Source organism: Nocardia cyriacigeorgica (assembly GCF_029868385.1).
In the GTDB taxonomy this organism is placed as follows: Bacteria; Actinomycetota; Actinomycetes; order Mycobacteriales; family Mycobacteriaceae; genus Nocardia; species Nocardia cyriacigeorgica_F.
Genome location: NZ_JARWNX010000064.1, coordinates 85,357 through 98,468, shown reverse-complemented (window position 1 = coordinate 98,468; position 13,112 = coordinate 85,357). Strand labels below are relative to the sequence as shown.

At 67.4% G+C, this 13,112-nt stretch carries 7 protein-coding genes; 2 read left to right on the top strand and 5 right to left on the bottom strand.

All coding sequences use genetic code 11. From position 1 onward, the window contains the following. The first annotated feature begins 58 nt into the window (after positions 1-58). Together QH168_RS25895 and QH168_RS25890 are read left to right on the top strand one after the other, a co-directional pair. Positions 59-1,981, top strand: coding sequence for a hypothetical protein (locus tag QH168_RS25895; protein WP_280468475.1), 1,923 nt, complete (start codon positions 59-61; stop codon positions 1,979-1,981). Continuing rightward, positions 1,978-2,736, top strand: coding sequence for an ESX secretion-associated protein EspG (locus QH168_RS25890; protein ID WP_280468474.1), 759 nt, complete (start codon positions 1,978-1,980; stop codon positions 2,734-2,736). The genes QH168_RS25895 and QH168_RS25890 overlap by 4 nt, the downstream gene beginning before the upstream one ends. Before the next feature lie 144 nt (positions 2,737-2,880). On the opposite strand, the gene QH168_RS25885 is transcribed toward QH168_RS25890, so the two are convergent. The 5 genes from QH168_RS25885 to QH168_RS25865 all read right to left on the bottom strand — a co-directional run bounded on the left by QH168_RS25885 (position 2,881) and on the right by QH168_RS25865 (position 13,006). Beyond that, the gene (locus tag QH168_RS25885; RefSeq protein ID WP_280468473.1) at positions 2,881-6,270 is read right to left on the bottom strand and encodes an arabinosyltransferase domain-containing protein; all 3,390 of its coding nucleotides are present in this window, start codon (positions 6,268-6,270) and stop codon (positions 2,881-2,883) included. Between the two features lie 84 nt (positions 6,271-6,354). Further along, positions 6,355-8,175 (bottom strand): glycosyl transferase, encoded by a 1,821-nt coding sequence (locus QH168_RS25880; protein WP_432421184.1) that lies wholly within the window; start codon positions 8,173-8,175, stop codon positions 6,355-6,357. A 138-nt stretch (positions 8,176-8,313) separates the two neighbouring features. Continuing rightward, positions 8,314-10,431, bottom strand: coding sequence for a galactan 5-O-arabinofuranosyltransferase (locus QH168_RS25875; RefSeq protein WP_280468470.1), 2,118 nt, complete (start codon positions 10,429-10,431; stop codon positions 8,314-8,316). A 320-nt stretch (positions 10,432-10,751) separates the two neighbouring features. Then, the gene (locus tag QH168_RS25870; RefSeq protein ID WP_280468469.1) at positions 10,752-11,531 is read right to left on the bottom strand and encodes a decaprenylphospho-beta-D-erythro-pentofuranosid-2-ulose 2-reductase; all 780 of its coding nucleotides are present in this window, start codon (positions 11,529-11,531) and stop codon (positions 10,752-10,754) included. Beyond that, positions 11,528-13,006: an FAD-binding oxidoreductase gene (locus QH168_RS25865; RefSeq protein ID WP_280468468.1), complete on the bottom strand. Its 1,479-nt coding sequence runs from the start codon at positions 13,004-13,006 to the stop codon at positions 11,528-11,530. The genes QH168_RS25870 and QH168_RS25865 overlap by 4 nt, the downstream gene beginning before the upstream one ends. Positions 13,007-13,112 lie beyond the last annotated feature (106 nt).

Sequence of the window (13,112 nt, the reverse complement as noted above, 5' to 3'; positions counted from 1 at the left end):
ATGTGCCTGATCGGGGTGTTGTTCGGGCAGTGTCGAGGGGATGTGAAGGGGGACCGCGATGGGCGGGCAGGATGGCTCGGGAGCGCAGCTACCACCAGCGAGTTCGATCCCCATTCCGGGGATGCAAGAGCTCATTGTCTCGAAGAACGCACAGAACGCTGCCGACCGTGCCCGCACGTCACTGGGGTTCGCAGCAGATGACGATGCTCGTCTCGGGGAGCTGGGCGCCGGGACCGATCCGGACTTCGTGAGCACGTTCGAACACTTCGAAGGCATGACGCACGCGGCGATGTACCAGGCGGTGCACGGGCCGGGCGGCATCGACGCCGCTGGTATGCGGACTTTGCAGCGCGTGTGGCAGGAATGCGCCACCGACCTGATCAATCTCGGCACATTCAACAAGCTGGCGCTGAACCGCATCTTCGGTTCGGGGGAGTGGCAGGGGGCGAGTGCGGACGCCGCGGAGACTGCATCGAACCTGTTCGCGAGTGGTACGAGCCAGATCGGCCAAGTGTTCAATTCGGTGAACTTGCGGCTCGACGCGTTGTCGTGGGCTGCCGAGGCGGTGCGGACAGCGATCCAGCCACCGGCGGCGTCGCCATACCCTCAGGCCGACCCCGACAACCCGGATCAGTCCTCGGCGCCCGGACTGATCAACCCGGAGTACGCGGATAGTGACCGTGCGGCAAGGGAACTCGCTCGGCAAGATGCTGTGCGGGCGATGAATACGCTGTACAAGCCGAACTTTCCTCCGGCGGGGGCCGGTGTGCCCTCGTATATCGAGGTTCCGCAGATCAACAGCGGCGACGGTGGTAACACGGGCAGTGGGGCGCCGAATGGCCCTGGCGGTCTCAACGGTCCTCCGCTTTCCAGCGACAACGGTCGGCCTGATGCCGGAACACCGGTGGGTGAGACTCCTCCGGACAATGGTCAGGGCGGGCCGAATACCGGACTGGAGGGCCTCGGTATTCCGGACGGGTTGGGGATCCCCGAAGGACTGTTGCCGGGCGCCGACGGCACTGCTCCGGCATCGACCACCGCCGCAGGTCTCGGACCTGGCGCGACGCCCGCACCGAGCACAACCGGGTTGGGCAGCTCGGGGCCGGGCGGTTCTGGATCCGGAATGGACGGTGCGGACCGGGCAGGTAGGCCGGTTTCGGAATCCGGTGGTCCCGGCTCGTCGCGGCCAGGCGTGTCCGGCGTCGGCACGGGTGTCGGCCCCGGAGGAGCGGGAGCGGGTTCGCGTGCGGCTGGCGGAGTTCGGGGAATGCCCATGGCGCCGATGGCGCCAGGTGGCGGGCGGCGCACGGGGGAGGATGACGCCGAGCATTCAGCCCCCGACTACCTGCGCACAGTCTCTGACGAATGGACCGAGGGACTCGACAGCCCGGTCGGCGTTATCGGTGAAGGTCTTGCACCCGAATCGGACGTCTGGTCCGATCAGACGGCGGTGAACTACGGGTCGGATGAGGCAGTGTCCGGCCGATCGACGCAGGACATGAACCTGTCCACGGCGCAGCCCTCAGATGTTCGGCGGCCGGAAACCGATGCACCCGAAGATGATTGGGATGTAGATTTCGGTGTCGACACCGAAGCTGCGAGCCTGGCCACCCAGGGTGACGCTTCCTGGCACGGGGTGGACACCGCGGCGAGTGCAAGTGCTGCACCGGCAAGCGCATCCCAGGCTCCCGAGGTATTCAGCGTCTCCGGCGCCGGTCCGATGATGGATGATTCAGCATCCACGCAGCCTCCGAGCGAGCCGGAGATCTTCAGCGTCTCCGGCGCTGGGCCGATGATGGATGACCCTCTGCCGCCCTCCGACACTGAAACTTCTACGCATTTCAGCGTGTCCGGGACAGGGCCGATGATGGATGACGAGGGCTCTGGCCCAGCCGAAAAATCTTCCGAGCCCGAGATTTTCACCTTCTCGGGAGTCGGTCCGATGATGGATGAAGCGTCTGAGGGTGCCGATCGACGGTGACAAGAACAAAGTGGGCCTTCACACCTGACGAGTTCGCGTGGGTGTGGGGCGAGACCGGGCTCGACGAGTATCCGGATCCGATCAGCATCATCGAATCCGCCACCACCGAGGACGAGTACGCCGAGCTCGTCGGCCCGATCAGCGCTCGTTATCCGAGGTTCGCAGATCCAGATCTCACCGGCCCCCTGCGCGTCCTGGCCGATCCCGAATTGCGGATCATCTGTACGGGCCACTCACACCGATCGGGCAGGCGTGCACGTTCAGTCGGTGCGGTTGCCGGCGGACTCGGCGTGATCCTGTTCCAGAAGTCCGGGCAGACGGTGGAGTTCGGCGGGGATATCCAGCTGGTCGTTACTCGCCGGCAGAGTCTCGCCAAACAGATCGCCGCGACGATGCCGCCCGCAGAGCCAGGCGCCGCCGGGGACATGACCGGCTACACACCGCGTGTCCGTGGTGAGGAACCGCCGAGTTCCTGGGGGCGATCCCGGAATGACGAGCTGCCTGTCGAGGAACGTATTCGTGCTTTATTGCGGGCGCCACGCAGTGCCGAGGGCTATCTCAAGGTGATGACTCACCTACAAGCCAACCGATCACAGCCGCCGACCTATCTGAGCTGGATCGATATCCGTAGCGATCACCCGGCTGCGGGCCGGTATCTGGTCGACGTCAACCATCACGACACCAAACTCAAAGCGGCGACCCCGGATGCGACCGCCGCCGCATTGGCTCGCAGAGCGGGTCTCACCCAGCAGTGATTTCTCCAGCGGGCGGCATCTGACCCCGTAGCGTATCGGCGATGTCGGTCACCACCTCGATCGGTAGGCGTCGCTGAGGCCGGTCGTCACCCGTCCCGCTCGCGGACATGCTGATGCGTCTTGCGAGCGGGACGGCTGACTTCCCTACCTGATCCGAATCGGATCATCCTTCTCCAGGCCCGAGCGGGTCACCGTTGTGACGCCGACTTCCGCTGGTGTGGCGGTCGGGTCGTAGGGGGTGAATCGTTCCAGGGAGCCCCAGTCGCGGGACCAATCGTTTTCCAGGTAGGTCGGGACCGACTCCGCTTGCAGGAGTAGTTCGGTCCAGCCGAGCGGGCCGCCGCCGATATCGTCCTGCCAGGCGTTGGAGGCGTCGGAGCCGACGCGGTCGGGCAGGATGCGCCAGCGGGGGGTTTCGGCGACGCCGTAGCGATGGTCGAAGGGGCGTTGGCAGGGGAAGGCGAGGCCGACGTGCCAGTCCAGCAGGACCGGGTCGGTGTGGCCGACGACCGAGTCGAGGGTGGCCAGGCTCGGCAGGCGGGGTGGGGTGATGGCCAGCCATTGGCGCTGGGTGATGTCGTTGTCGGTCGCCACCAGGCGTACCGCGTTGACCTCTTCGGGGATCTCGTCGAGCGGTACCCGCAGGTTCCGCCAGGACGGCGCCGGTCCGATATCGGTCGGGGTGATCGCGCCGAGCACCGTCATGGAGCCGTCGGCGGCGCGGGTTCCGTACTCCAGCACCAGGTCCTGGCCGTAGGTGAGCACACCGTCGGCGTCGACGGACCGGATGCGTCCGGCCACGGTGATGGCGAGCACGTGCAGAGCCGGATCGTCGCGCCGGGAGCCCGACAGGTCGAGGCGGTACCACTGGGTGGTCAGCTTCGCCTGCTTCTGGTCCTCGTCGGTGTAGCTGCCGAGCACCGGGGTGCGGGCGGGGTCGAGGCCGAACGGCAATGCCACCGTCGAACCGTTGATACCGGTCTGGGCGGTGGTGCCACCGCCGGTTCCGGCCCCGGTGGTATCGCTGGTCTTGTTGTCGTTATCGGTTTCGACGGTGTTGGCGCCGCCGCCCGCGACTTCCTCCGCGTCGGCGGTGAGATCGTCGGCCACGCCGTCCGGGGTGAAACCGACCGACTCCACGCCGGATTCGGTGGAGATCAGGCCGTCGGCGGGTGCGCCCTCGTACGGAACGAGCAGTGAATCGGCGGTGTCGGTTTCGACGAGCACCGAATCGGCGAGCGCGCACGGCCGAGCGACCAGCGACCGCATATTGGATTCGGCCACCGAATACGCCGGGAACTGGGTGACGGCGGCCTTGGCCAACGACGCCACTTCGAAAACGACCATCAACGCGGCGGCAATCGTCAACGGCGCCGAGGTGTAGCGATCCCAGCGTGAGCCGGTGCTGCGCCGGTACGGTTCGCGGTAGTGCAGCCACAGCGCGGCCAGCAGCGCAACCACACTGAGCCCGAGGAACAGCGTCGACACACCCTTACCCGCGACCAACGGCGCTTTGTCCCACCACGGGACACCGTAACTGGACACGTACCACCAGCCGTTGGAGCCGGTGAAGGTGATGGCGAGCAGGAACAGCACCGCAGCGGCGAACAGCGCCCGATTGCGTGCCGAGCGAATCCCGTTGACGCCCACCGCGACCGCCGCCAGCGCCGCCAGCGATCCGGCGAGACCGGCGTACACGCCGAAGTGGTGCGTCCACTTGGTCGGCGTCCACATCATCAACAGCAACGAGGCGAACACGATACCGAGAATGCGCACCGACGGACCACGTGACGTTCCGGGAATCCGGCCCTTGCGCAGCACCTGGAGCACACAGACCAGCAGGCACAGCAGCATCAGCAGCACACCGAACCGCCGCGACAGCGATCCGTCCGGCGCGAGCATGAGCAGCGAATCCCAGCGGGTGCGTTCATCGAACCAGGCGACGTTCGGCCCGACGATGGTGCGCACGCGGGTGGCTTCCATGACGGTGGACAGGGTCTGGTCGGCGAAGATGACGACCAGGACCAGGGTTCCGGCGGCAAGGCCGGGTGCCAGAAGCGCGGCGTAGCGGAAGATCCCACTGCCGAGCGAACCACGCGGGCGTTCGGCAGGTTTCGCGTCGTTGTCCCGAACAGCACCACTGTCGGTATTCCGAGGAGCTTCGGCGTCGGGCCGCGATGCGTCCCTGACCTGCGCCCGCGCTTCGGCCAGGATCGACCGCGTCGCCGCTTCACCGCGCGCCCGCTTCACGATCACCTGCAACACCGGCCGCGATCCCGCGATCAGCGCCGCGATACAGATCAGCCCCGTCGGCCCGGCCGCGAGCGAGAACGCCGCGATGAGAACGCCGATCGCCGCAGGCAGCAGCCGCGCGGTGGCGATGGCGCGTTCGATCGAGCACCAGGTGAGCAGTGCGCCAGCGGCGATCAGCGGTTCGGGACGCAGACCGTTGTCGTAGGGCAGCCAGAAGGCGAGGAACACCAGCCCGGCCGTCCACAGCGCGACCTGATTGCTGCGCACCCGCGCACCGAGCCGCGGCAGCACTTCGCGGCTGATCACCAACCAGCACACCACCCCGGCCAGCAGTGCGGGCAGCCGCATCCACGGGCTGGCGTCGGAGACGCGCGTCATCCAGGACAGCACCTCGTAGGACCAGCCGAACGGCGCTTCGGGGACACCGAACCATCGGTAGTAGTTGGCCATGTACCCGGCGTGCTCGGAGGCGCGCGCCATGTTCAGGATGTAGCCGTCGTCGGAGGTGTTGGCGCCGATGATGTGCCAGACCGCGAGGGTGCCGAGCACCGCGCCGTCGGCGGGGGTGAAGCGCCACCAGTGCGCGGGCAGGAAGCGGCGAGTGCGGCGGCCGTCGGAGGTGTCGAGCAGATGCAGGGCGATGAGCGCGACGATGGTGCTCAGCACCGCGATGATCATCGCGGCGAGCTTCAGCACGGTGGGGGAGGAGCTGAAGCGCGAATCGATATCGGCGTGCAACCGGATGCCGTCGAGCCGCGCCTGGTCCAGCTCGGTGAACACACCGACCATCTGCGGTCGGATATCGCGAGTGACGCTGGAGCGGAAGGGTGTTCCGTCCGCGCGGTTCACCCCGACGATCTCGGCGTTCGTGGCGGCGGCTGTCGAGGTGACGCTGATCGCCGTGCAGTCGCCGATCTCGGCCATCGGCGCCGACAGCAGCGGGACGTCACGCAACAGCACCGTGAGCGTGCCGTCGCGCACGGCGACGATCAACCCCTTGGCCGAGGCTTGATCGGAGTCCATCGGAATGGTCGAGACCAGTGTGCCGGTCGCGTCCCGCAGTACCGGGCACGGCACCGTGAGTTCGAGCCGCAGCGGCTCATAACTCACCAGTGGCGCTTCGACACTCGTCTGCCCGGCCTGCGGCCAGTCGAGGACCGCCTGCTCCTGACGCACCGGCAACAGCGGGGTCAGCAACGCCAGCACGAATCCGAGAAATCCGGAGACGAGGGCGATCAGGCGGAGACGGTTGAACGCTCTGGGAGATCGGTCCGGTCGCACGGGACTCGACTCTAACGGGCGCCGCCGCGCGGAGCCCGCCCCCAGCCCGCATGGCCGAAGCCGATGCGACCGCGGTGGTCGCGGCTACCGCATCGACCGCACGTCCCAGACCCACACGTCCTGCACCCGAGTCGGCGGTGTGCCGAGCAGTGCGGTCATGGTCTGGCGCAGGGTGTCGGCATGGGTGGTCTGCGGCAGCACCACCACATCGGCGCGCCAGAACCGCAGATCGGCCAGCGCCGCGGCGCGATCGTCGGCATCGATGACGGGCACCCGGCCGGTGTCCTGGGCCTGCACCAGCAGCGATGCGGTTGCGCGCGCCGCCGGACCGTAGATGCCCTTCTTGTCCGCGCCGGTCGGCCCGACGAAATAGCCGCCCGCCAGCGGGAAGGAGAAGCCCGCGTCGGCCTGCCAGCGCAGGGCGCGCGCATCGGGCGGGCGTGGCGGCGGTACGACCACGACCGAACCATCCTCGACATACCGGTCGACGGTGCCGTCGGTGAAGAAGTCCGGTGTCGCGGTCCGTTCGGCGACCGGAAGGATCGTCGGCACCAGCGGCAGCAGCGCGAAGGTCAGGGCGGCGAACCACGCCAGCGGTTTGGGGTCGACCGCCGATTCCTTCCACAGCGCGATCGCGCGTTCGCAGGCCAGCGTGAGAATCACCGCGATGGCCGGAATAGCGGCCATGGTGAGCCGGGTCTCCAGCATCGAATTGACCAGCGGCACCGATTCCAGCAGCCGCCACGGCAGCGCGATCCCGGTGCCCTGCTTGCCGAACATGGCTTCCGAGCCGAGTGACAGCACTCCGAACACCACGATGACGCCGGTCGCGGCCCGCACCATGCGTTCACGCCACAGCAGCACGGCCGTGACCACCAGCAGCAACAGCAGCGGCCAGCCGAAATAGGCGTTCTGCTCGGTCGGATTGATCGCCACGCTCTGACCGGGTGAGAACATGCCGCCCAGCGATTCCGAGGGGAACTGGGTGATCGTCTTCAGGTCGTTGCCCATCTGACCGTGGTCGATGGACCGGTAGCTCTGCGGTCCGAAGAACTGCCACCACAGCGGAATCTCGGTGAGCACGAGGGTGATCACCGCGGCCAGCGCCACCGTGGGGGTGATGCGGCGCAGTATCCGCAGTCCGGTGCGCGGTTCGCGCAGGTAGTAGCCGATCGCGAAGACGGCGAAGGCCAGCGCGAAGATCAGCAGCGGTTCCTCGCCGAGCGCGATCTGCAAGGCCACGAGCAGACCGAGGATCACCGCATCGCGGACCCGGCGGCGCGGGCGCGGATCCGCGGTGACGTTCGCGCGCCGCGCCATCCTGATCAGCTGTCCGGTGATCACCGGCAGCAGGATCAGCAGCACGAAGTTCGGATGGGCGTTGGCATGCGAGATCATCGCGGGCGCGAAGCCGCAGAACAGGCCACCGATCACCGCGGCCGTGCGCGAACTCACCAGTTCCGTGGCGAACAGCCGGTACCAGGCGAATGCGGTGCCGCCGAGTCCGAGCGTGAGGACCAGCACGAAGGTGACGGTCGGACCGAACAGCAGGGTGACCGGCGTCAGCGGTATGCCGACGCCGAACATGGCCGTATTGGCCATCATGTTCACCCCGGACGGGAAGTTCTGGAGGTGCGTGCCGAGCGGATTGTCCAGATTGGCCACCGAATGGGCGGTGACCGCGAAGAACCACTCCCACATGGTCTGGTCCTGACCGCTCTTGATCAGGTAGGAGCCGCTGGTATCGCGCCACTGTCCGGACAGGATGATGGCGGCAAGCAGCAGATATCCCGCACCGATCGCCAGGTCGGGCCGCGGTATCCGCAAGCGTGGACGGGACCGTTCGGATGCGCGCCGCGAGCTGGGTCGCCGGGCCGTCGCCGACCCTTCGGTCACGACGTCCACCGCCGTCGATCCGCCCCGCTCGACGTCAGATTCCCCACTCACAACGTAAGACAACTCCTTGTACCGGCTCGATCAGCAGCCCACCGTACCCAACCACCCTGAATCGGAGCTGACAAGCCGGAACCTGGCCGGATGGCCTCAGCGCGCGACCGTGATCAGCGTGAACGGTCCGATATCGGTGCTGGTGAAGCGCGGATCGGCGAACAGCGCGCCGGGGAAGGTGACGGTGTAGCGGCTCACATTCGGATCGTTGGGATACACGTCTTTCGCGAGCCTCAGTGTGTAATCCTCGCCGCTGCGGCGGAACAGGAACGCATCGGGCGCGCGCCAAGGCGCCGCCGCCATCGCGTCGAGCAGTTCCTGCGGGGTCTCGAGCTTGCTCCACTGTTCGATGGCCGCCGCGCGTTCGGGGAACTCCGCGAGCGGATTGGCGTAGTGGGAGGTCAGGCCCTGGAAACCGAAGTACGGGTAGTAGGCGAGGAAGGTGGTGTCGGCGGTGAGCAGCACCGTCTCGGAGCGGGGGCGGCCGGTCTGCGCGGTGAGCGCGGCGTCGATCTCGCGGTAGTGATACTCCGCCGCCGGATCGCGCTGATCGGCGCGGACACCGTCACCGTCGGTGTCGGTGTAGGCCGTGGTGATCTCCGGCGCCAGCACCCGTGGAATGTCCTGGGTGAAGGCCAGCGCACCGACCAGCACGACAGCGACCACGACGATCCGGAACCGCTCGGGCTCGTTGAACGCCTGGTAGGCGGCCCGCGCGCCCTCGACGACGCCGAATGCGCCAGCGGCGGCCAGCAGGACGTACAGGATCGGTTCCAGCCGGAACGACAGCAGCGTCGTCCCGGCGACCGTCGCCAGCATCGACAGCAACGACCACAGATACACCGCGAGCACGCCGATGCCGAGCGCCTGCGCCCGCCGCGACGATCCGGCCCGCAGCACCAGCCAGATCGTGCCGATCAGGCAGAAGCAGCCGATCAGGGAGAACTCGACCATCGGGAACGGCAGTTCGGCGCCTGCCTCGGGCAGATAGTGGAATGCCGTGCCGCCGCTGGGCCAGGTGCCGCCGAGCAGTTCCAGCAGGAACGGCAGGTACACAGTCAGCGCGATGAGCCCGGCGATGACACCGATGACAACGAGGCGGGTCAGTGGGGGAATTGCTGCCCGCCACGCGCCGCCGTTCGCATTGCCGGTGCTGCGCGCGACGGTGGTCGCCGACGAGTCGGTTGTGCCCTGCGACGCGTCTACGTCTTCTGCGTCGGTGGCTTCCCGCGCATTGCCGGTGCCCTGCGTGGTGGTGTCCCGAGCGGCAGCCGTACTTCGCGAAACGGCGGCACTCCGGCGATGCGAGCGGCCCGCCGCCCGTCGTGCCCACACCGCGTATCCGGCCGCGACCAGCGCCATCAGTGTCACCACGAACGCCGCGAACGCGAGGTACAGCGTGTAGAAAGTGGCCGCGACGCCGAGGAACACCCCGGTGCCGATCACCGCACCCCAGCCGCCTGCCGTCCCACGCTGATCCTCGGGCCGATGCAGCGCACCCCACGCCAGCACCAGCACCGGCGGCAACAGAATCGCGATCACCGCGCCGTACGCCTCGGGCGAGGCGAAGGTGACCCCGACCGCGGCCACCGCCGTGGCGACCCCGACCGCCCAATCGGCGCGAATCAGCTCAGACCAGAGCACCAGCGCGATGACCGCCGCCACCGCGATCGAACCGATCGCGTACGGCTTGAAGACCTCCCACCCGTCCATCCCGAGCACATTCGCCACCCGGCCGCCGATCCAGAACCATCCGGCGGGATAGAACGGCGGCAGATCCGCGTAGGTCATATCGCGCAGGGCGGCGCTGTCGGTGAGCCTGGTCAGATATTCGGTGCGGAACTCCTGATCGACCGAGACGCCGAACAGGTACAGCTTCGACGCCGCCAGTGGCATCCCGAGCGTCACCGTGACGAAGGCCGAAATCCCCGCCCACGACAGCAGTTTCGCCAGCCACAGCCGAGCCTTGCGCCGGTACAGCACGATCGAGGCCACCAGCAGGGCAGCGGCAGCGACCTGCCCGACCGTGGTCAGCGCCCGAGTCACATGGGAGGAGTTGAACGCAGGCCACTGCACCAGCGAAAACGCGTACAGGCCAACGGTCGCCACCAGGGCCGCCACCACCGCCGCGACAAACGCGGTACCAGCACTCGCACCGACCCGCCGCACGGCCTGCCCGAGAGCCCCGCCGCGCTCGGCCACCTGCGTGTTCATGCCATCACTCCGACAAGATCGGAGCGGATCTGGCCAGAAATATCGGACCGCGATCGCGACAACACTCCCGCGGACATATGACACCGGACGGCGCGCCGATTCCCGTCCATGGGACGCGGAGCTGTCGATCTGTTCGACCTATCCGCATAGCGGGCGCGGTGCTGCCCGAATGCTCGCATGCTGCCTCCGGATCGATGGCTGATACTCCGCGGTCGGCGCAACGCTATCGCGGACCGCCGGGCACGGACCGCCGAGCACGCCGGATGATCCTCGTCAGCGGTGGCCGTCGTGATCGGACGCCCACCGCGACGGGAAACGAATCACAGGGGAAGTTTGCGGAAAACCGGGCGCGGGATGTGGCGCAGCACCGACATCAGGTAGCGGACCTGGCCGGGGGCCCAGATCAGTTCCTTGCCCTTCTGCGATGCGGCGACAGCGAGGGCCGCGACCTCTTCCTTGTCCACCGTGAACGGCGCTTCCTTGGCGCCGGTCGCCTTCCAGTGTTCGAGGGTGGTCGTGGTGCGCACCTGGCCGGGCCGGATGACGAGCACGCGCGGACCGTACGGGCGCAGTGCCTCGCCGAGGCCGAGGTAGAAGCCGTCGAGACCGGCCTTGGTCGACCCGTAGACGAAGTTCGAGCGGCGCACCCGCTCACCCGCGACCGAGGACATGGCGATGATGCGGCCGAAGCCCTGCGCCTTCATCTTCTCGCCCACCAGCACACCGACCGACACCGCCGCGGTGTAGTTGATGCCCGCGATCTGTACGGCCTTGCGCTGGTTCTGCCACAATTCCTCGGCGTCACCGAGCATGCCGAAGGCGACGATGGCGACATCCACATCGCCGCCGTCCCAGGCCTGATCGATCACCTTGGCGTGGCTGTCGGTGTCGAGCGCGTCGAAATCGATGACGTCGACCTGCTCGGCCCCGGCCGCCCGCATCTGCGCGACCGCGCTCTCCCGCAGCGGATCGCCGGGCAGGGCGGCCAGAATGATGCGGGCCGCGCCCTTCTTCAGGTACTCGGCGCAGATCGCCAGCCCGATCTCCGAGGTTCCGCCGAACAGCAGGATGGTCTGCGGGTTGCCAACTGCGTTGATCACTGGAGCTCCAGCCTCCTGGCCATATCGGACATGAAAACGCCTGTGGGGTCGACACTTCGGCGGATCTTGATCCACTCGTCGATCCGGGGATACATCTGGTGGAAGGTTTCGGCGGTGGTGCGCGAATCCTTCGCGGTGTAGAGGCGGCCGCCGAATTCGAGGACGCGCTTGTCGAGTTCGGTGACCAGCTCGTTGAGACCGGGCCGGATCGGGAAGTCGACGCAGATGTTCCAGCCCGGCATCGGGAAGCTCAGCGGCGCCTGGTTACCGGGGCCGAACAGCTTGAACACGTTGAGCGCCGAGTAGTGCCCGGAGGCCTGGATGTCGACGATGATGCTCTTGAACGCCTCGACCGCCTCGGTCGGCACCACGAACTGGTACTGGAGGAAACCGTTGGAGCCGTAGCCACGGTTCCACTCGGCGATCATGTCGAGCGGGTGATAGAACTGCGTCAGGTTCTGCACCTTGCCGGTGTAGTTGCCACCCATCGCGTAGTACGCCTGGCCGACGGCATTGAGCGTCAGCTTGTTCATCGTCCAGTTCGGGAAGATGTCCGGAACGGTCATCAGCTGCGGCGCGTCGAATTTGAGCGGCCGCTTGCGCAGCTTCTTGGGCAGCTCGTCCAGCTTCGCCAGACGTCCGCGGGTGAGCGTGCAACGGCCGAGCGCTGGCATCGGGCTGATCACATCGAACCACGCGCTCGAATACGTGTAGTTCGCTTCGCTGCCGTCACTGTGCACCGCGATCGTCTCGTCCAGGGTGCTGGTCTTGACGCCGTCGTTGAGGAAGTAGGCGGTCTCGGTCGGGATCATCTCGATCGTCGCCCGCAGGATGACGCCGGTCAGCCCGTTGCCGCCGACGGTCGCCCAGAACAGCTGGGCGTTCTTCTTCGGCGAGATGGTCTGCACCTGCCCGTCGGCGGTGAGCAGATCGATGGAGCGGACGTGGTTGCCGAAGCTGCCTTCGGAGTGGTGGTTCTTACCGTGGATATCGGAGGCGATGGCGCCGCCGATGGTGACCTGCCTGGTGCCCGGTAGCACCGGAACCCACAGCCCGAACGGTAGTGCCGCCTTCATCAGCTGATCCAGGCTCACACCACCGTCGACATCGACCAGGTGGGTGTCGCCGTCGATGCGGTGGATGCGGTTGAGCGCGGTCATATCGATGACGAGGCCGCCGCCGTTCTGCGCATGGTCGCCGTAGGAGCGGCCGAGGCCGCGCGCGATGACGCCGCGGCGCAGATGGGTGGGCTTGCCGTCGTTGTCCTCGGCGACCATGGCCACGGCCTTGGCGATCAACTCGGGATCGCTGGTCGAGAGCACTTCGGCGGATGTTGGCGCGGTGCGACCCCACCCGGTGAGCGTGCGGGTGCGCGTCGGTAGTTCGAACGTGCGCGCCGCGCCGTTGGTGGCGGCGGAAACGCTGTCGTCACCGGTCGTCGTGGTGGGGGTCGTAGCTTTCGTGGACATCGGCATAGAGGCTACAGGTATCGCCGGACGCGTGGCCGGGGTCGCCGTACCGGCCGGTATGGGATCGGCCACGCGGGCATCGGATCGCCCGCGGCCACGACGAGCACGGGCC